This is a genomic window from Aeromonas lusitana (assembly GCF_002812985.1).
GTDB lineage: Bacteria > Pseudomonadota > Gammaproteobacteria > Enterobacterales > Aeromonadaceae > Aeromonas > Aeromonas lusitana.
Window position 1 is genome coordinate 25,848 of the sequence record NZ_PGCP01000022.1, and the last position, 18,679, is coordinate 44,526.

General features: G+C 61.6%; 16 protein-coding genes and 4 tRNA genes. 7 read left to right on the forward strand and 13 right to left on the reverse strand.

All coding sequences use genetic code 11. The features are described 5' to 3' along the window. Positions 1-73: 73 nt before the first annotated feature. On the reverse strand, positions 74-1,024 hold the full coding sequence (locus CUC44_RS14175; protein WP_100860567.1) for an AEC family transporter: 951 nt from the start codon (positions 1,022-1,024) through the stop codon (positions 74-76). Positions 1,025-1,161: 137 nt separating this feature from the next. Here CUC44_RS14175 and treR point away from each other — a divergent pair, with 137 nt between their 5' ends. The 4 genes from treR to CUC44_RS14195 all read left to right on the forward strand — a co-directional run bounded on the left by treR (position 1,162) and on the right by CUC44_RS14195 (position 6,098). Next, entirely contained in the window at positions 1,162-2,109 is a 948-nt protein-coding gene (treR, locus tag CUC44_RS14180; RefSeq protein ID WP_100860568.1) for a trehalose operon repressor TreR, read from the forward strand. Positions 2,110-2,300: 191 nt separating this feature from the next. Then, positions 2,301-3,731, forward strand: a complete 1,431-nt coding sequence (treB, locus tag CUC44_RS14185; protein WP_167388913.1) for a PTS trehalose transporter subunit IIBC — start codon at positions 2,301-2,303, stop codon at positions 3,729-3,731. Positions 3,732-3,803: 72 nt separating this feature from the next. Continuing rightward, positions 3,804-5,465 (forward strand): alpha,alpha-phosphotrehalase, encoded by a 1,662-nt coding sequence (treC, locus tag CUC44_RS14190; RefSeq protein ID WP_100860698.1) that lies wholly within the window; start codon positions 3,804-3,806, stop codon positions 5,463-5,465. A 27-nt stretch (positions 5,466-5,492) separates the two neighbouring features. Next, positions 5,493-6,098, forward strand: a complete 606-nt coding sequence (locus tag CUC44_RS14195) for a sugar O-acetyltransferase (protein WP_100860570.1) — start codon at positions 5,493-5,495, stop codon at positions 6,096-6,098. A 78-nt stretch (positions 6,099-6,176) separates the two neighbouring features. Here the strand turns inward: CUC44_RS14195 and CUC44_RS14200 are convergent, their stop codons facing one another. The 8 genes from CUC44_RS14200 to plsY all read right to left on the reverse strand — a co-directional run bounded on the left by CUC44_RS14200 (position 6,177) and on the right by plsY (position 11,156). Next, complete coding sequence (locus CUC44_RS14200; RefSeq protein WP_100860571.1) at positions 6,177-6,776, reverse strand: Yip1 family protein; 600 nt, start codon at positions 6,774-6,776, stop codon at positions 6,177-6,179. A 315-nt stretch (positions 6,777-7,091) separates the two neighbouring features. Next, positions 7,092-8,435, reverse strand: a complete 1,344-nt coding sequence (locus CUC44_RS14205; protein ID WP_100860572.1) for a potassium channel family protein — start codon at positions 8,433-8,435, stop codon at positions 7,092-7,094. 342 nt (positions 8,436-8,777) lie between these two features. Next, positions 8,778-9,785 (reverse strand): OmpA family protein, encoded by a 1,008-nt coding sequence (locus CUC44_RS14210; protein WP_100860573.1) that lies wholly within the window; start codon positions 9,783-9,785, stop codon positions 8,778-8,780. A 258-nt stretch (positions 9,786-10,043) separates the two neighbouring features. After that, positions 10,044-10,119 (reverse strand) — tRNA-Asn (locus CUC44_RS14215). 44 nt (positions 10,120-10,163) lie between these two features. Next, positions 10,164-10,239: transfer RNA gene (locus CUC44_RS14220), tRNA-Phe, on the reverse strand. Positions 10,240-10,242: 3 nt separating this feature from the next. After that, positions 10,243-10,318: transfer RNA gene (locus tag CUC44_RS14225), tRNA-Thr, on the reverse strand. A 52-nt stretch (positions 10,319-10,370) separates the two neighbouring features. Continuing rightward, positions 10,371-10,446 (reverse strand) — tRNA-Phe (locus CUC44_RS14230). Between the two features lie 47 nt (positions 10,447-10,493). After that, positions 10,494-11,156, reverse strand: a complete 663-nt coding sequence (gene plsY, locus CUC44_RS14235; RefSeq protein ID WP_157812792.1) for a glycerol-3-phosphate 1-O-acyltransferase PlsY — start codon at positions 11,154-11,156, stop codon at positions 10,494-10,496. 170 nt (positions 11,157-11,326) lie between these two features. On the opposite strand from plsY, the gene folB reads away from it, so the two are divergent. From folB to CUC44_RS14250, 3 genes are all read left to right on the forward strand, one after another. After that, entirely contained in the window at positions 11,327-11,698 is a 372-nt protein-coding gene (gene folB / locus CUC44_RS14240) for a dihydroneopterin aldolase (RefSeq protein WP_100860575.1), read from the forward strand. A 44-nt stretch (positions 11,699-11,742) separates the two neighbouring features. After that, positions 11,743-12,252 (forward strand): 2-amino-4-hydroxy-6-hydroxymethyldihydropteridine diphosphokinase, encoded by a 510-nt coding sequence (gene folK / locus CUC44_RS14245; protein ID WP_100860576.1) that lies wholly within the window; start codon positions 11,743-11,745, stop codon positions 12,250-12,252. 116 nt (positions 12,253-12,368) lie between these two features. After that, positions 12,369-12,857, forward strand: a complete 489-nt coding sequence (locus CUC44_RS14250) for a YbaK/EbsC family protein (RefSeq protein WP_100860577.1) — start codon at positions 12,369-12,371, stop codon at positions 12,855-12,857. An 80-nt stretch (positions 12,858-12,937) separates the two neighbouring features. Here the strand turns inward: CUC44_RS14250 and mdtD are convergent, their stop codons facing one another. From mdtD to CUC44_RS14270, 4 genes are all read right to left on the reverse strand, one after another. Further along, positions 12,938-14,335 carry a multidrug transporter subunit MdtD gene (gene mdtD, locus CUC44_RS14255; protein ID WP_100860578.1) on the reverse strand — a complete coding sequence of 466 codons (1,398 nt, stop codon included), beginning with the start codon at positions 14,333-14,335 and terminating at the stop codon, positions 12,938-12,940. Between the two features lie 60 nt (positions 14,336-14,395). Beyond that, positions 14,396-15,523, reverse strand: a complete 1,128-nt coding sequence (locus tag CUC44_RS14260) for a CobW family GTP-binding protein (RefSeq protein ID WP_167388914.1) — start codon at positions 15,521-15,523, stop codon at positions 14,396-14,398. Between the two features lie 9 nt (positions 15,524-15,532). After that, positions 15,533-16,927 (reverse strand): D-arabinono-1,4-lactone oxidase, encoded by a 1,395-nt coding sequence (locus CUC44_RS14265; protein WP_100860579.1) that lies wholly within the window; start codon positions 16,925-16,927, stop codon positions 15,533-15,535. Between the two features lie 108 nt (positions 16,928-17,035). Next, positions 17,036-18,607: an EAL domain-containing protein gene (locus CUC44_RS14270; RefSeq protein ID WP_100860580.1), complete on the reverse strand. Its 1,572-nt coding sequence runs from the start codon at positions 18,605-18,607 to the stop codon at positions 17,036-17,038. Positions 18,608-18,679: the final 72 nt, after the last annotated feature.

Below are 18,679 nucleotides of genomic sequence, written 5' to 3' on the forward strand. Positions count from 1 at the left end.
ATCAGCGCTGTTCCAGTCGGGAACTCGTCGCTGGGCGGCGTGGGGTGATACTGCCCGCAAGCACATCCCCCCATCAGCCCATCAGCCCCAGGTAGTTCATCAGCGCAGCTCCCAAACTGGTGCTCACCAGCGAGCCGAGAGTGGTGGTGGCTATGATGTTGGCGGCGAGCACGCTGTCGCCCCCCATGGCGCGGGTCATCACATAGCTGGCCGCCGCCGTCGGGGTGGAGCTGATGAGAAACAGGATGCCGAGGGCCTGGGTGCTGAAACCGAGCGCCCAGGCCCCCATGACCAGCAGCACCGGAATGAAGAACAGCCGGTTGGCGGTGGCCCAGCCGGTCAGGCCGGCGCCGCCGCGCAGGGCCTTGAGGTTCAGGCTGGCGCCGGTGCAGAGCAGGGCCAGCGGCAAGGTCATGTTGGCAAAGTAGTTGCCGGTGTTGATGACCAGAGACGGCAACTCTATGCCGAGCAGGCCGAAGGGCAGCGCCGAGAGGATGGCGATGATGAGGGGGTTTTTGACTATCCCCTTGAGGATGGGCTTGATCCCCCGCCCTCCCCCCAGACTGCGGGTGAGGGTGATGACCGCCAGGATGTTGTAGAGCACGGTCACCGCCCCCACCAGCAGGGCGGCGGCGCCTATCCCCTCAGGGCCATAGGCATTTTGCACATAGGCCAGCCCCATGATCCCCATGTTGCCGCGAAAGCTGCCCTGCACGAAGATGCCCCGCAACTTCTGCTCGCCGATGAAGCGGGCGGCCAGCAGCTCGAGTACCAGAAACCCCGCCAGTGTGCCCAGCAGGCCGTAGAGGATGAGCCAGGGGCTCGGCATGGTGGAGAAATCCGTGCGAACCATGCTGAGGAACAGCAGGGCCGGCAGGGTGACCTGGAACACCAGGCGGGAGGCGGATTCGACGAAGCTGTCTGGCAAGAGGCCCAGGCGCTTGAGCCAGATGCCGAGCACCAGCACCATGCAGATGGGGCCCGTGATGGAGAGGGAGAAGTGCAGACTTGCCAACAGATCCATGATGCGCGTCCTGTGCGTAGCGAGCGGCAGGCCGTCGCCGAAATGGAGAGGGGGGAGCGGTCATTCTAACGCCATGGGCTTGTATTCACAGGGGTTAATCACAACAATGTGGGCAATCCCCTGCCCGAGCACCCGTTATGGAAAAGAAACTGACCATCCTCGACATCGCCCGCCTCTCGGGCGTCGGCAAGTCGACCGTCTCCCGGGTGCTCAACCAGGATCCCAAGGTCAAACCCCAGACCCGGGAGAAGGTGGAGCAGGTTATCGCCGAACACGGCTTCGTGCCGAGCAAGTCGGCCCGCGCCATGCGCAGCCAGAGCCAGCAGGTGGTGGGCATCATAGTCTCGCGGCTCGATTCCAGCTCGGAGAATCAGGCGGTGCGCGGCATGCTGGAGACCCTCTACGCCCGCGGCTATGACGCCGTGCTGATGGAGAGCAAGTTCTCCCCCGCCAAGGTGAGCGAGCATCTGGCGGTACTGGCAAGGCGCGGGGTGGACGGCATCATCTTGTTCGCCTTCAATGACCTCGATTACGCTGCCATGACCCCATACCGGGAGAAGCTGGTGCTGGTGGCGCGGGAATATCCAGGATTTTCCTCCGTCTGCTTCGACGATGCCGGCGCCGTGCGCACCATGCTGGCCCAGCTGGAGCAACGGGGTGCCCGCGACATCGCCTATCTCGGGGTGGACGTGTCGGATCTCACCACGGGCCAGCGCCGCCTCGACGCCTATCTCGCCCACTGTGCCGAGCGGGGGCTGACGGCCCGCACGGCGCTCGGGGATCTCAGCCTGCAGAGCGGCTATCGGCTGGCGGCCGAGCTGCTCACCCCCAGCACCCAGGCCCTGGTCTGCGCCAGCGACACCCTCGCCATGGGAGCGGCCAAATACCTGCAGGAGCAGGGCCGCAGCGAGGTGCTGGTGACCGGTCTTGGCAACAATCCCCTGCTCGGTTTTTTGTTCCCCAACGCCCTCAGCCTGGATCTCGGCTACAAGGGGGCAGGCGAGCAGGCGGCCCGCCAGTTGCTCGGCCAGATAGAGCAAGGCAGAGCACCCCAGGCCACCATAGCCCCCAGCCAGCTCTTGTGACTGCCATCACCTCCCATTGAGCAAGATTCACCCATTTTGTGACACTCACCACGAAATGGGAACGTTCCCATTTTGATCGTGAAAAATTGGTAGCATCCTAAATAGGCACTATACCAAGAACGCTCGGGTCCGCAGATTGGCCCAACAGGGTGATGCATACCAAACTCACTAGAGTCACAGAGGGAAGACTCATGTCCAAGATCAACGCACAACATCTGGCCCAGCTCATCGACAAGATCGGCGGCAAGGAGAACATAGCCACTGTCAGCCACTGCCTGACTCGGCTGCGCTTCGTGCTCAATGACCCGGCCAAGGCCGATCCCAAGGCCATCGAAACCATACCGGCGGTGAAGGGCAGCTTCACTCAGGGTGGCCAGTTCCAGGTGGTCATCGGCAACGAGGTGGAGGACTGGTACAAGGCGCTCACCCAGGAGATAGGCGTGAGCGGCGCCAGCAAAGAGAGCGCCAAGCAGGCGGCGCGCCAGAACATGAACCCGCTGGAGCGCGGCATCTCCCATCTGGCGGAGATCTTCGTGCCCCTGCTGCCCGCCATCATCACAGGCGGCCTGATCCTGGGCTTTCGCAACGTCATCGGCGACATCAAGATGTTCGACGACGGCACCCACACCCTCACCGAGATCAGCCAGTTCTGGGCCCAGGTCCACGCCTTCCTCTGGCTCTTGGGTGAAGCCATCTTCCACTTCCTGCCGGTCGGCGTCTGCTGGTCCGCGGTCAAGAAGATGGGCGGCTCCGAGATCCTGGGGATAGTGCTCGGGATCACCCTGGTCTCCCCGCAACTGATGAACGCCTACGGCATCGGCCAGCAGACCCCGGAAGTGTGGGACTTCGGCCTGTTCGTCATCCAGAAGGTCGGCTATCAGGCCCAGGTCATCCCGGCCCTGCTGGCGGGTGTCTTCCTCGCCTGGGTGGAGACCAACCTCAAGCGCATCATCCCGGCCTATCTCTACCTGGTGATAGTGCCCTTCATCTCCTTGCTGCTGGCAGTGATCGTCGCACACGCCCTCATAGGCCCGTTCGGCCGCTGGATTGGTGAAGGCGTCGGTTTTGCCGCCAAGGCTGCCATGACAGGATCCTTCGCCCCCATAGGCGCCGCCCTGTTCGGCTTCCTCTATGCCCCCCTGGTCATTACCGGCATCCACCACACCACCAACGCGGTGGATCTGCAGCTGATGCAGAGCATGGGTGGCACCCCGATCTGGCCGCTGATCGCCCTGTCCAATATCGCCCAGGCCTCCGCCGTGCTCGGCATCATCCTGATCAGCCGCAAGGAGAATGAGCGGGAGATCTCGGTACCTGCCGCCATCTCCGCCTACCTCGGGGTGACCGAGCCGGCCATGTACGGCATCAACCTCAAATACAAGTTCCCCATGCTGTGCGCCATGGTGGGCTCGAGCTGTGCTGCCCTCATCTGCGGTTTCGCCGGGGTGATGGCCAACGGCATCGGGGTCGGTGGCCTGCCGGGCATCCTCTCCATCCAGCCGCAATACTGGGGCATCTACGCCATCGCCATGCTGGTGGCCATCGTCGTCCCCGTCGTACTGACCCTGCTGGTCTACAAACGCCAGCAAGCCGCCGGCAAGCTGGAACTGACCGCCGCCTGACCCTTGACGGAAAAACACGAGGCGCAGCCCTGTGCTGCGCCTTGTCATGACAAGCAACACGAGAACATGACCATGAGCCAGACACCCTGGTGGCAGAGCGCCACGATTTACCAGATCTACCCCAAGAGCTTTCAGGACAGCGGTGCCCGTGGCACAGGTGACCTCAAGGGGATCATGGCCCGCCTCGATTACCTCAAGACCCTCGGCGTCGATGCCCTCTGGCTGACCCCCGTCTACGTCTCCCCCCAGGTGGACAACGGCTACGACATCGCCGATTACCTGAATATCGATCCCGCCTACGGCACCATGGCGGACTTCGAGGCCCTGCTGGCGGCGGCCCATGAGCGCAGTATCCGCATCGTGATGGATATCGTCGTCAACCACACCTCCACCCAGCATGCCTGGTTCCAATCCGCCCTGGGGAACAAGAACAGCCCCTACCGTGACTACTACATCTGGAAGGATCCGGTGGACGGCGGCGTGCCGAACAACTGGATCTCCAAGTTTGGCGGCAGCGCCTGGGAGCTGGATAGCGCCACGGATCAGTACTATCTGCACCTGTTTGCCCGCGAGCAGGCAGACTTGAACTGGGAAAACTCGGCGGTGCGGGCAGAAGTGAAGAAGATCATCCACTTCTGGGCCGACAAAGGCATAGATGGTTTTCGTCTCGACGTCATCAACCTCATCTCCAAGGATCAGCGCTTCCCGAACGATGACAGCGGCGATGGCCGCCGCTTCTACACAGACGGGCCACGCATCCATGAATTCCTGCAGGACGTGAGCCGCGAGGTGTTCGCCCCGGTAGGCGCCATGACGGTGGGTGAGATGTCCTCCACCTCCCTGGAGCACTGCCAGCGCTACGGCGCACTGGATGGCTCCGAGCTCTCCATGGTGTTCAACTTCCATCACCTGAAAGTCGACTACCCGAATGGGGACAAGTGGACCAAGGCGCCGTTCGATTTCCTCGAGCTCAAGCGCATCTTCAACCACTGGCAGAGCGGCATGCACGGCAAGGCCTGGTCGGCCCTGTTCTGGTGCAACCACGATCAGCCGCGCATCGTCTCCCGCTTCGGCGACGAGGGGGAACATCGCGTGGTGGCCGCCAAGATGCTGGCCACCACCCTGCACGGCCTGCAGGGCACCCCCTATATCTATCAGGGGGAGGAGATCGGCATGACCAATCCGGGTTATGGCAGCATCCATGACTATCAGGACGTGGAGAGCCGCAACATCTTCGCCATCAAGCAAGCCGAGGGCATGAGCGAGGCCGAGATCCTCGCCATCCTGGGCGCCAAGTCGCGGGACAACTCCCGCACCCCCATGCAGTGGAGCGATGCCCCCAACGCAGGTTTCACCCAAGGCACGCCCTGGCTCAAACCCGCCGCCAACTACCCGGCAATCAACGCAGAAGCCGCACTGGCGGACGCCGACTCCGTGTTCTGGCACTATCGGGATCTGATCGCCCTTCGCAAGGCGTACCCCATCTTCACCCAGGGGGATTACCAGGAGCTGCTGCCGGGCCACCCGCGTCTCTGGGCCTACGCCCGCCATTGGCAGGGCAAGGCACTGCTGGTGGTGAGCAATTTTTATGGGGAAACGGCCGAGTTTGCCCTCCCCAGCGGTATGGCAACCGGCAATGGACAACTGCTCCTTGGCAACTACCCGGACAGCCCGGAGCAGCCAAAATCCTGCACCCTGCGCCCCTACGAGTCAGTTATCTGGCTGATGGAATAGTTGATGACACAGATGAATACAGAAACGATGATTGAGCCACACAAAACACTGATGGCGCGGGGCCCGGAGTGGCAAAAGATGGTGGCCGGCGAGCCCTATGATGCCGCCGACCCCGAACTCAAGGCCGCCCGCGAGCGCTGCCGCGCCCTCTACCACAGCTTCAACACCCAGTGGCAGGAGAAGCCGGAGCGGGATGCCCTGCTAAGTGAACTGCTCGGCAGCCGGGGCACGGCCTGTGCCATCAATCCGCCGTTTTTCTGCGACTATGGCGCCAATATCCATGTGGGCGAGAACTTCTACGCCAACGTCAACTGCACCATCCTGGACGTCTGTGAGGTGCATATCGGCGACAACGTGCTGCTGGCGCCCGGAGTGCAGATCTACACCGCTGCCCACCCCGTCGCCGTCGTCCCGCGGGTGGCCGGGGTCGAGTTCGGCAAGCCGGTACGCATCGGCAACAACGTCTGGATCGGGGGCAGTACCGTCATCTGCCCCGGCGTCACCATAGGGGACAACAGCGTGATCGGCGCGGGATCCGTGGTGACCAAAGACATTCCGGCTGGAGTGGTGGCGGTGGGCAACCCCTGCAAGGTGCTGCGCCCCATGACGGCGGAGGAGCTGGCCGGCGCTTGATCAGACGCCTCTTTCCGTTCAAACCACAAAAAAAGGCGCCTGATGGCGCCTTTGTTCTCTTCAGCAGTGGGCCCTCCCCTAATGCATAAACACGGGCCCGAAGCCGGATCCCCAGAGAATGGCGGTGCTCGCCAGCACGCAGACCAGCAACACCAGGCCGACCGTGACCACTGAGCTCGCATAGATGAAACCCTGCTCCTTGGGGATGTGCATCAGGATCGGCACACCGATATAGAGCAGGTAGACGGAATAGCTGAGCCCGATGAGACCTATGATCATCACGAACCAGAGGTGGGGGAAGAAGGCGGAGAAACCGACCATGAACAGAGGCGTCGAGGTATAGGCCGCCAGTTCGAGGGAGGTGGTGTAGCTGGGGTCCGCCCCGAAGGTGTGGCCCATCCAGTGCACCAGATAGGAGAGGGCGAAGACGCCGACGATAAGGGCCAGGTACATGGCCACCGACAGCACGAAGGCACTGTCTGCAGTCAATCTGATGGGATCGCCGACACCTATGCTCCAGCCGATATGCACGGCGGAATAGTAGGCGCAGACTGATGGGATAAGGGCCACGATCAGGATGTGACTCAGGCTGTTCCTGAAGCTGTCGTGTCGCTCGTCTATGGTATGCCATTCGGTGTGAGGATGGGCATACAGTCCCCATAAATGATTCAATATCATAGCGTTATTCCTTATCTGCTGTGATGGTTGACCGATCGGTAGCGCTCTCTCTCCTCTATCTTGTTGTCGCTTGTATCCCTTATTTGACCAAGGCTGAACGCCCGGCCATGCGCTTTAAATAAAGTCGCTCCAGACCCGATGCGTCAAGGATGGGCTGGCAACCCGCAGAAACAGACAAGCCCAGCGCGGCGGCTGGGCTTGTCAATGGGCGACCTGATATCAGTCATGAGGGTGGGTACCCTTTGTCACATCAGGGCAGGACTCCATTCACCTCAGGTCCGAGCCTTGGATGCGCCAACAGAGCCAGCATCGCCATCAATATTGCTTGGTCTTGGAAGCGAAGCCCGCCAGGAAGAGACCGGTCAGGAACATGCCGCTGAACGCCTCTATGGCCGACAGCAACTGCAGCGGCGACGAGGTCTGGGAGATGTCCCCGTAGCCCAGGGTCACGAAGGTCACGATGCTGAAGTAGAGGGAGCGGCCAAGGTGGCCATGGGTGACGGATTCCGGCGCCAGGAAGTAGGTCAAGGTTGCCAGCAGGATCACCACCATGGACATCAGCAAGCTCCGGATCGGTCGCTCGCCAAAGCCCCAGGTGATGAAGCTGATGAACTTGGAGGCACATTTCAGGTAACACAGCAGGGAGAGCATGCCCTTCTTCAAGGGGCCGCTGCGCAGCCAGCTCTCCTTAAACAGCTCCCGCGGGCTCGCCAAGGACTTCATCTCGTGCAGCTTCTCCTGGTAGTAGGCATCGCCGGCATCGACGGTGTCCCCCACACTGGAGAAGATGCGCTTGGCATTGCGGTACAGCTTGCTGGCCTCGCTGTGATCGATGCGGCCATTCTCGTTGTAGACGACCTGCACCTTGTCCAGGTTGGTGTGCTCCATGGTGGCATCGAAGCTCTTGGCACGGACGTTGAAGTTCTTCAGGACGGCCCGAGAGGAGTGGAACCGTATCTCCTCGCACTCTATGGTGAAGTCTTGGAACACACCGTCTTCCAGCGCCAGCTCCCGCTTCTTGGCCCAGGCCCTGTGATCCCACAGCAGGGAATCGAACAGATCCAGCCCTATCACACCGCCGTTGACCCGCACCCCCTTGGCCGAGCAGTGCCACAGGTAGACCTTGGAGTTATTGATGGCACCATCCAGGGAGAGCTCGTCGAGGCAGGTGAAATCCAGCAGACGCCCGGAGATGATGGGGCTCTTGAGTTCGACGCCGCCGATGTTGAGCAGGCTGTGCTTGCCGAGCACCTGGGCCTCCCCTTTGTTGTTTTCCGAGACCGACAGCAGGCTCTGCACCCGCTTGGCCGCCTCCTTGCCATACTTGCCGGTCAGCCACATGAGATAAGGCTCAAAGCGAACCTCAGAGCGGATGAGGCCGCTCTTGCGCAAGGATTCCAGCGCGCTCGATGCCGTCTCATACAGCCTCGTCTTGTCGTCACTCATGTAGACGCAGAGGCTGAGCACGCAGCGCGAGCTGATGAATCGCGCCATCCCGATCTGGAAGATCACCCCCTTGTCGATCTTCTGGTCGGCCATCCAGTCGCTGAAATAGGGCAGGGAGACCACCAGCAGATCCCAGATGTGCGGGTAGTCATTCTCCCGCCGCCACTCATTGAACTGCTCGGGGGAAAGCTGCCAGAGCTCGGTTGCATTCATACATTACCTCGATAGCAAATAGGCCCTGTCAGGCATAGTCCGAGAGAAGGAGTCAGGTACGAAAGCCTTGGCCGATATGGCTGGCCTGATGCAGGGGATCGGCGTGGTCAACGTCCGTTACGCCACCATACTAGGCGAGAAGCGAGAGATAAGTCACTGATAGAGAATAAAGAAAGGGCAGGCTGCGACAGCTTGCTGTCCGCTTGAACAAGGGTTGAGCGCATGGAAGAAGAGATGCATAAGCGCGCCATACGGCGCTCGTCGCTCTCTCTGAATCGCGGATAAACAAGAGGGGATGCAATGGCATCCCCTCTTCACATTTGGACTGGGTCAGCAGTCAACTTACTGCTGCACTTCCTGCACGCCGGAGACGCGCACTTCCACGCGGCGATCCGGGGAGAGGCAGGCGATCTGCTCGCTCTTGCCCTTGACGCCGTCACATTGGGTGCCGGTCACAGGGTCGGCTTCGCCACGCCCTTCGACGGAGATCTTGCTGGCCGGCAGCCCCTTGCTCACCAGGAAGTCGGCGACGCTGCGTGCCCGCTCTTCCGACAGCTTCTGGTTGTACGCCTCGGAACCGATGCGATCCGAGTAGCCAATCACCACGGCGCTGCCATCCTTGGGCTGGGACTCGACGATCTGCTGATACAGACCATTCATGGCCTCGACCCCTTCCGGTTTCAGCTCGGCCTTGCCAAAGGCAAACAGCACGTCCGAGTTCAGGGTGAAGTTCTTCTCGACGACCACGGGCGCCGCGGTCGCAACGACGGGGGCTGCCACAGGTGCCACATAGGAGGTACGGAACGGATGGTAGACGGCTTCCAGGGTAGTCACGCTCTGGTTGGATTTGTACTGTTCACCCGTGTAGGTGGTCAAGTCAGCCACATCCCACATGTAGCGGTAGCGCGCCTGCAGATCCAGCGCGTCGTTCAGCTTGTAGGTCAGGCCGACACCGGCCATCGGCGACACGCGGGAGTCGCTGTTGTTCAGACCGTCGGTATGGGACCAGTAGGCACCCGCCTCACCGAACAGGGAGAAGTCCTCACCAAGCGGCAGACGGCCGATACCGGACAGGGTAGCGCCCTGGTTCTCGTAGCGATCGCCATCGGTATTGCCACGACCGGCGTACTGGTAACCCAGCTCGGTGCCGAAGTATTCATTGAAGTTGTAACCCATGAAGAGGTTGGCCGCGGCCGCATCTTCGGTACCACTCTCGACCCCTTCAACCTTGTTCAGGCCATTGAAGTGGGCGGCACCGACCCCGGCACCGAAGTAGATGTCGTCGCTTGCGTGTGCAACCGTGCTCGCCAGTGCCAATGCAATCCATACAGGTTTCAGTCTTAAGTTCATCACAACCTCGTCGATGCTAGTTACGGGCGCATGGCCCTTGTTCTATATGAGCACCATTGTACCGACCAGTTCTTGTACAGGAGCTTAAGCGCAGAGACCTTTGCGGTGCATTTACTGTCTGTTTTTTATGCACTTCCTGCTCTATCCCAGTCCATTCAGGGCGGATCTTGGCAAGTGCATAATGATGATGGGCATGGCGGAGGGGCTGGTGCGAGGACATAAAAAAAGACCCTTGTCTTGCGACAAGGGTCTCTTGAATGGCTCCTCCTACTGGACTTGAACCAGTGACATACGGATTAACAGTCCGCCGTTCTACCGACTGAACTAAGGAGGAATTAACTATTGGAGACCAGATATTGCTATCTCATCATCCTTTATTGGTGCCCAGAGACGGAATCGAACCGCCGACACGGGGATTTTCAATCCCCTGCTCTACCGACTGAGCTATCTGGGCAAATGGTGCCGGCTACCGGAATCGAACTGGTGACCTACTGATTACAAGTCAGTTGCTCTACCTACTGAGCTAAGCCGGCACACTTTAAACCATTGTGCATGAACAAATTTTCACTTCATGGCACCAAAACTTGGTGCCCAGAGACGGAATCGAACCGCCGACACGGGGATTTTCAATCCCCTGCTCTACCGACTGAGCTATCTGGGCGTGGGCGCTATTAAACGGATTTTAAGGCAGGTGGTCAACGGGAAATTTCAATTTTCGTCTCGTTCGTCTCTTTTTTGCGCAGCATCGCGCGTTTTCACCACTTCTGCCGCTGAGGGTGCCGCCCGGCGACCCCAGAGACGGGACTCCTCCCCCTTCAGCAGGCGGGTGATGTTCTCGTGATGGCGAATGAGAATGAGGCAGGAGAGCAGGGAGACCGGCAGTGTGTATTCCGGCTTGAGCAGATAGGTAAAGAGCGGGGTGAGCAGCACGGTAATGATGGAGGCCAAGGAGGAATAGCCGCTCACCAGCAGTACCAGCAGCCAGGTCGCAATGGCCGCGCCCCCCATGGCGAAGCCGATGGGCAGCATGGTACCGAGCGCAGTGGCGACGCCCTTACCGCCCCGGAAATGGAAGAAGAGGGGATACATGTGACCGAGGCAGGCGGCCACCCCGATGAAGCCAAGGTAGACGGGTTTGATCTGCAGATACCAGGCGAGGTAGACGGGGGCCATGCCCTTGAGCACGTCGAGCAACAGGACGATCAGGGCCGCCAGCCGGCCACCGAGGCGCAGCACATTGGTTGCCCCCGGATTGTGGGAGCCGTGGTCACGGGGATCCGGCAGGCCCGTGATGCGGGAAACCAGCACAGCACTGGACAGCGAGCCGCCCAGGTAGGCCAGAATAATCATCAAAATCGTCAGGGCCGTCATCTTGGTCGTTTTTACCACGATATGAATGGGGTATGATGCGGGCCACATTCTCAGGCAAGGGGCCGCTCAATGCGTGTTGCCCAAACCGACCGCCAGCGGCAATCGGCTTGCCAAGCCTACATCCCGGCGCTGTGTTAACAGCCCATCAAGAGTAAAGAAGAAGTACTGTCATGGACAAGGTGTTTATTCGCGGACTCGAGGTTTTGACCACCATAGGGGTATATGAGTGGGAGAAGGGCATTCGCCAGAAGCTTTGCTTCGATCTCGAGATGGGGTTCGACAACCGCCCCGCCGCCGCAACCGACGATATCAAGCTGGCGCTGGATTACGCCACCCTCTCACGCACTATCTGTGATCACGTCGCCAATACAATCGTCGAACTGGTCGAGACCATGGCCGAGCAAGTCGCCGGCCTGGTGCTGGCCGACGAGCGGGTGCAGTGGGTCCGGGTCGTGCTGACCAAGCCGGGCGCCGTGCCCAATGCCGCCGGCGTCGGCGTCGAGATCCTGCGCCATCGCACCCCGGCCGCGAGCGCCCAGTGATGGGACTGCGCCTTGACTGCACACCAGCGCGGGAGGGTGCGAGCATGACCCGCATCTACATCAGCTTAGGGTCTAACATCGAGCGGGAACGTCACATCCGGGCCGGGCTCGATGCCCTGCACGCCGAGTTTGGCGAGCTGGCGGTGTCACGGGTATTCGAGAGCGCGGCGGTGGGCTTTGCCGGCCGCCCCTTCTACAACCTGGTGGTGGGCGCCGATACGACGCTGCCGCTCGCGACCCTGTGCCAACGGCTGCGGGCCATGGAGTTCGCCCACGGCCGCGAGCCGGATGCCAAGAAGTTCGCCCCGCGCACCCTGGATCTGGATCTGCTGCTCTATGGGGAGCTCATCTGCGAGAGCCCGATCACCCTGCCCCGCGGCGAGATCCTCACCAATGCCTTCGTGCTCTGGCCGCTGGCGGAGCTGGCGCCGACCCTGTGCCATCCCACGGATGGCCGCACCCTGGGTGAGCTGTGGCAGGCCTATGACAAGAGTGCGCAGCAGCTCAGCCCCATTCCATTTCACTGGGAAGCGCGCGAATTGCAGCATCAATGACTAACGAGGGCCCAAGGCCCTCGTTGTTTATCTGCCATCCGCTTATCTGTCATCAGAAACTCTGATTGGGCCCCAGCCTCGGCGGCTGGCAGTATGACCCCACACAGGAGACGACCATGCCACTCGACGCCATTCACGACTTCAACTGCCAACTGCTGGCAGACCTGCCCCATCAGCGCTATCAGCACGAACCCATTCTGGACTATGCCACCGACGAGAAGGTCAAGGCGCGCCTCGGCTGGCAGGCGGAGTTCAGCAAGACCTTGTTTCTCAAGTTCAAGGATGGCCGCTTCGCCCTGCTGCTGACCCACAGAGACGGGCGGCTGGACAACAAGGCGGTGAAGGCGAGCCTCGGCGCCAAGCCCTCCATCTGCACGGCCGAGGAGATGCAGGCCGAGATTGGCTGCCTGCCGGGGGCCGTCTGCCCCTTCCTGCCCCGCGCCGACATTCCGTTGCTGGTGGACTCGGCCCTGCTGAGCCACGGGGCCTTCACCTGGACCCCGGGCCATCCGGAGCAGACCTTCCTGCTCGGCACCGATCATCTGGCCCAGCTGCTGGCCCAGCTGCCCTGCCAGGTCAGCTATCTGCCCACCTCACAGGCCTGATCCTCGCCTCTCACTGTCCAACCAAATTAACCGCAGCAACACCCCCTTCTCCTCCGTCATCAGGGGAGAGGGGCGTCGGCTCAGCCCTTTCGCTCCTGCTTGCCCAGCTGGGCGAAGATGAGCGCCGCCAGCATGGACATCAGGCCGATGCACAGATAGGTGAGGTGGAAGCCGCCGAGCCAGAACTCGCTGTCCCCCGCCGGCTTGCCCGAAGAGAAGAGCCCGAGCAGGCTGGCGGCGATGGCGACCCCGAGACTCATGGAGAGCTGCATCACCACCGACAGCAGGCCATTGCCGCTGCTGGCATGTTCAGAGCTCAGATCCTGCAGGGTGAGGGTGTTCATGGCGGAGAACTGCAGGGAGTTGATGGCGCCAAACACCGCCAGCCAGACCAGCAGCACCCCGTGGGGCACCTGATTGTCGATGAAGTAGAAGCTGGCGATCATCACCCCGAGCGCCAGGGTGTTGATGATCAGGATGCGGCGATAACCCACCAGCGGGATCAGCTTGTTGACCAGGGTCTTGGTCAGCATGGCGCCGATCACCGTGGGGATCATGGTCATCCCCGCCTTGCTCGGGGAGAAGCCGAGCCCCAGTTGCAGGAACAGCGGGGTGAGAAAGGGCATGGCACCGCTGCCAAGGCGGGCGAACAGGTTGCCCCAGATGCCGATGGCGAAGGTCGAGGTCTTGAACAACGCCAGGCTGAACAGAGGTTGCTCGGCATTGGCGGCATAGAGCCAGTAACTCGCCATGGCGGCGAGGCCGAACAGGACGGCGAACAGGGCCCAGCCGGTCGATATACTATGCTCCCCCAGCCCTTGCAAACCGACGGATACCAACACCATACCGGCACTGAATAGCACAAAACCCTGCCAGTCAAACTTGGCGGTGTGTTGTCGCAAGTCAGGCATAAAGCTCCAACTGGCGATGAACCCCACCAGCCCGACCGGCAGGTTGATGAGAAACACCCAGTGCCAGCTCGCCACTTCCACCAGCCAACCCCCCAGCGCCGGGCCTATCAAGGGGCCGAGCAGACCGGGTATGGTGACAAACGACATCACCCGCAGCAGGTCATGCTTGCTGTAGACCCGCAGCACGGCGAGTCGGCCGATGGGCATCAGCAAGGCCCCCCCTACCCCTTGCAGCACCCGGGCCGCCACCAGGAGAGGCAGGGTGTTGGCGACGGCGCAGGCCAAAGACCCCAGGGTAAACAGCAAGATGGCCGCCAGATAGACGCGGCGGGTACCGAACCTGTCCGCCAGCCAGCCGGAGGCCGGGATGAGCAGGGCCACCGTCAGCATGTAGGCGATGACCACGGACTGCATCTGCAGCGGGCTCTCCCCCAGGGCCGCCGCCATGCTGGGCAGGGCCGTGTTGAGGATGGTGCCATCCAGCGTCTGCATGAAGAAACCGACCGCCGTCAGCCAGGGCAGCCACTTGCGTTGGGCCGGGGTAATCATGGGTAGATTTTCAGGCATATGCTGCACTCTCCTTCTGACCTAAAAAGAGACCCGCATAGAGCGGGTCATATCAGGATATCAGGCATCTGGCTGGCCGAGCATGGCTCTGAGCTGTTCTTCCAGACTCGGCTCGGGGACCTTGAGGGTCTCGAGGAACAAGGCCTCGATCCCGCCCTTGTCCCGGCTCTTGACGATAAACACCAACCTGGACTGGGCGCGCCCCTCCGGCCACTCCCCCAGGGTCTGCAACGGATAGAGCTGGCCGTGCACGCCGTGGATCACCACGGGCTGGCTCTCCCCTTCCAGCAGCAGTATGCCCTTGAGCCGCAGCAGGGCATCGCCATAGCGGGCCTGCACCGCATCGATGGCGGCCAGCAGGCGAGATGGCTTGAGGGGCTCACCGATGCGCAGAGAAAAGCTCTCTATGTCGCCGTGATCGAAGTGGGTCGGCGCCGCCGTGCCCACCTTGGCGGCAAACGGCTTCATCTTCGGCTGCATGGGGGAGGCCAGTCCCTGTTTCGGGGACTCGGTACGCAGCCAGGCCAGCAGTTGGCGCACATCCCGCCCTGCCGCCTCGTTGTAGGCACCTAGCTTCTCCAGCACGGTCGGTGACAGCTCGCCATTGTTTACGCGCTGGATGGGGGCGCCCGGGTTGAGGGCTCCCAGCTGGGCTTCCACCCGAGCCTGCGTCTCAGCATCTACCAGATCCCCCTTGCTCACCACCAGCAGGTCCGCCAGTGCCACCTGCTTGACCGCCTCGTACTGAGCCGCCAGCTGCTGCTCGATATGGCCGGCATCCACTACGGTGACGGTGCCGTCGAAGCGGTAACGCTGGGCGATAAAGCCCTCTTCGCGCAGGGTAAACAGCACTGGGGCCGGATCGGCGAGGCCGGTAGTCTCGATGATGAGTCGTTTAAACGGCTTAATCTTCCGCTGGATAGCCTTCATAAACAGCCCCTGCAGCGCCTCCACCAGGGAGCCCTGCACCGAGCAGCAGATGCAGCCGGAATCGAGCAGCACCACTTGCTCATCCACCTGTTGCACCAGGTGATGATCCAGCCCGACCGAGCCGAATTCGTTGATCAGCACGGCGCACTCGCCCAGCTCGGGCTGCTTGACCCAGTGGTTCAGCAGAGTTGTCTTGCCGCTGCCGAGGAAGCCGGTTAACAGGGTCACGGGGATTCTGGTGTCTTGCATATCGGTCATGTCAATTCCTCAGCGGTTGGCAAACAAGTCGCTGAGCCAGCGATTCTCGAAGCGGCCATGGGGATCCAGCTCGGCCTTGAGGGCCAGGAAGTCGTGCCAGCGCGGCAGCAGGGCCGGGAAGTCATAGAGATCCATCGCCAGGTGTTTGCCGAAATGGGGGGTACCACCCAGCGGCACCAGCAGTTGCTGCAACTCGCGCATCTGCTCCATGGAGCCATTGACGAAGGTACCGTCCGCCGCCAGATAGACCAGAAAACCAATCCAGCACACCGACTTGCCATAGGCGGCGCTGAGCCAGGCCTCGGAGGGGCCGGTGCAGCGCAGGATGAAGGGATAGTGCAGCACGCCGGGGTTTGCCTCCTGCCAGGCCTGCAAGATGACCAGCGCCTCCTCCATCCGCTCGAGGGGCACAGCCACCTCGCAGTTGATCTGGGGCGCCGGTATCCCCTTGCAGAGGATCTGGTAGACGTTGCCCACCAGATCCGAGGCATCCTTGAAGCGGCGCACCGTCTCGAAATGCTCCCCGGCCAGCGCCTCGTCCTTGGTGTCCTTGGCCATCTTCTGCAGGGTGGCATCTATGGTGGCGTTCATGCGGCCATCCATGTCCCCCTCCAGCAGCAGCGGTTCGCTGCCACCGGCACGATAGCGGGCCACCTCCTCCTCGGAGGCGGGATCCACCAGCCAGATATGGCTCTCGCCGGTCCAGGCGAACCACCAGCTCTTCACGAAACTGTGTTCGCGGTTGAGACGCTCGTTGTGGGCCAGCAGGAAGGGGTAGTCGGTACTGAACTTGGTGCAGCGCATGATGCGGTTCGGCACTGTGCGCAGGGTGACGTCGAGCAGGATGCCGAGCATGCCCATGCCCATCACGAAGGCGCCAAAACGCGGGTCCGTGCGATCCACCCGCAGGATGTCGCCATTGGCCAGCATGACGGTCATAGCTTCCACCGCGTCACACAAGGCGGACTGGTGCAGCCCCTGACCGTGGGTGCCGGTGCTGAGCGCCCCGCCCAGGGTCTGAATGCCGATAACCCCGGGGGACGCCGGCAGCATCCGCTCCATGGCGATGAGATCGGCGTAGACGGTATCGAGGGGCGTGCCGGCCTGATAGGTGACGCTGTCAGCGGTTGTCGCGAGCTGACCGCGCAGGTGATGCAGGTCCACCAGCAGCGCCTGCTTGCCCTCGGCATAGACGCTGTGGATGGGCTCAAAAGAGAGGCCGGAGCCGATGAGACGCAACTTGCGCTCGGGGCGTTCCCGCAGCAGTTGCTGCAGCTCGTCACGGCTCACCGGGCGCCACACCTGATCCAGGGCGCCGAGGGGGTTGGTCCTGGACCAGTTGAACAGCACCTCCCGATTGCCAATCGCCTTGATGCTGTGAAATGCCTGGAACCTGACCGTCATACCGCGCCTCATCTGACTTCAAAATGAGTGCCAATTCTACCGAAAAGTCCCCGCCAAGGCATGGAAAACAAGCCCCTACTGTCGAGGGTGGATAAGGGATGGCTCCCGTCAGCCGTTCACCACCTGAACAGCATTAGCCATCGCGCGCTGTTGCAACTCGTCTCTGAACTGACGCACCGGGATCGGGCGACCAAACAGATAGCCTTGCAGGTAGTCCACCCCCTTGCCCTTGAGATAGCGCGCCTGCTCCACCGTCTCTACCCCTTCCGCCACCAGGGAGAGGCCGAGCCGGGTGCCCAGATCGATCACGTTGTCCACTATGTGCTCGGACAGGGATTCGGTGCCGATCCGTCTGATAAAGGACTGATCGATCTTGAGATAATCCACATGAAACTGCTGCAAATAGAGCAGGCTGGCGTGGCCGGTACCGAAGTCATCGATGGCGAGTCGAACCCCCATCTCGTCGAGCTGGCTGAACAGCGACAGGGTCTGGGGATCGGCCACCAGCAGCTCCCGCTCGGTGAGTTCCAGCACCAGCACTATCTGGCCGGGGGCGAAGTGGACGAGGAAACGGCGGCACTCATCGAGCAGCGCCATGTCCCGGCAGTGGGCCGCACTGATGTTGAAGCTGATATGGAAGCCATGAGGCACCAGCGCCCGCTGCATCCCCAGCTCCTTCGCGACCTCCTCCATGATCAGGGTCGTCATGGGAATGATCAGGCCGCTCGCCTCCGCCTGGGGGATGAAGAGATCCGGCCGGATCAAGCCTTCGTCGGGATGTTGCCAACGCATCAGCACCTCGGCACCCATGATCCCCTCGTCATCCGTCGCCACCAGCGGCTGCAGGAAGGGGACAAATTCCCGCGCCTGCAGGGCGCGCGCCAGCTCGCTATTCGGCGAGCGGGGGCGACCCAGCAGCCACCAGATGAGCAGGGCGAACGTGAGGCTCAAACCGAGCAGCAGCCAGAGCCCGAACCAGTGTCGCTGCACCATCCCCTGCCAGCTGGAGGAGAGCCTGTGCCCCGCATAAATGGTGAAGGGGTAGATCTGTGAGCCGAGGATTACCTGAACCTCATCCGGCAAGCCAGGAGCCTGCTGGAAAAAATGACCCTGCCTGTCGAGCCAATGGGGGCCGACCCTGAGCATGATGATCATGGCGGGATCGTTGACGCTCAGCATGAAGCTGAGGTAATCCCCGTCGATGACGCTCAGTACCGAGTGCTGGCCCTGCCTGGCGCGCACCGCCAGATAAGGGTGCCCCTGCCGCACCGGACCCACGTCGTTGAGCAGCAGGATCCCACGGGCAAACTCTTTCATGGGATAAGAAGTGCGATAGGGACCAAACCGCGAGGAGCAATAGATGTTATCCCGGCGCGCCAGATTGACGGAGCGCACGAACGGCACCAGGGCGACCTGCTCTCGCAGGGTCGCCAACGCGGGATCGCAAGGCGCATCCAGCAGGGGCAACACCTGCCGATTGGCGGCGTCGGCGTTGCTTAACATGGTCTCAAGCAGATTGACGGTATGAGCCGCTGCTTCTGAAGACTCTTGCCGCAGATTACTCTGATAGTGGTGATAGCCCCCCCAGCTGCCGAGCAACATGGGGACCACAAACACCAGCAGGGCGAATAACAGACGCAGCCAGGGATGGGAGCTGTTGAACCTGGGATGATAAGGCATGACGGGTCCAGTGAAAAATGGGCGACCAGTTTAGCGCCCGAAACTGAACCCAACCCTGACAGCACAAAAAAC

Coding starts and splice junctions, on each gene's coding strand:
- CUC44_RS14175 (WP_100860567.1), bottom strand. CDS start 1,024: ATGGATCTGTTGGCAAGTCTGCACTTCTCCCTCTCCATCACGGGCCCC.
- treR (WP_100860568.1), top strand. CDS start 1,162: ATGGAAAAGAAACTGACCATCCTCGACATCGCCCGCCTCTCGGGCGTC.
- treB (WP_167388913.1), top strand. CDS start 2,301: ATGTCCAAGATCAACGCACAACATCTGGCCCAGCTCATCGACAAGATC.
- treC (WP_100860698.1), top strand. CDS start 3,804: ATGAGCCAGACACCCTGGTGGCAGAGCGCCACGATTTACCAGATCTAC.
- CUC44_RS14195 (WP_100860570.1), top strand. CDS start 5,493: ATGATTGAGCCACACAAAACACTGATGGCGCGGGGCCCGGAGTGGCAA.
- CUC44_RS14200 (WP_100860571.1), bottom strand. CDS start 6,776: ATGATATTGAATCATTTATGGGGACTGTATGCCCATCCTCACACCGAA.
- CUC44_RS14205 (WP_100860572.1), bottom strand. CDS start 8,435: ATGAATGCAACCGAGCTCTGGCAGCTTTCCCCCGAGCAGTTCAATGAG.
- CUC44_RS14210 (WP_100860573.1), bottom strand. CDS start 9,785: ATGAACTTAAGACTGAAACCTGTATGGATTGCATTGGCACTGGCGAGC.
- plsY (WP_157812792.1), bottom strand. CDS start 11,156: ATGACGGCCCTGACGATTTTGATGATTATTCTGGCCTACCTGGGCGGC.
- folB (WP_100860575.1), top strand. CDS start 11,327: ATGGACAAGGTGTTTATTCGCGGACTCGAGGTTTTGACCACCATAGGG.
- folK (WP_100860576.1), top strand. CDS start 11,743: ATGACCCGCATCTACATCAGCTTAGGGTCTAACATCGAGCGGGAACGT.
- CUC44_RS14250 (WP_100860577.1), top strand. CDS start 12,369: ATGCCACTCGACGCCATTCACGACTTCAACTGCCAACTGCTGGCAGAC.
- mdtD (WP_100860578.1), bottom strand. CDS start 14,335: ATGCCTGAAAATCTACCCATGATTACCCCGGCCCAACGCAAGTGGCTG.
- CUC44_RS14260 (WP_167388914.1), bottom strand. CDS start 15,523: ATGACCGATATGCAAGACACCAGAATCCCCGTGACCCTGTTAACCGGC.
- CUC44_RS14265 (WP_100860579.1), bottom strand. CDS start 16,927: ATGACGGTCAGGTTCCAGGCATTTCACAGCATCAAGGCGATTGGCAAT.
- CUC44_RS14270 (WP_100860580.1), bottom strand. CDS start 18,607: ATGCCTTATCATCCCAGGTTCAACAGCTCCCATCCCTGGCTGCGTCTG.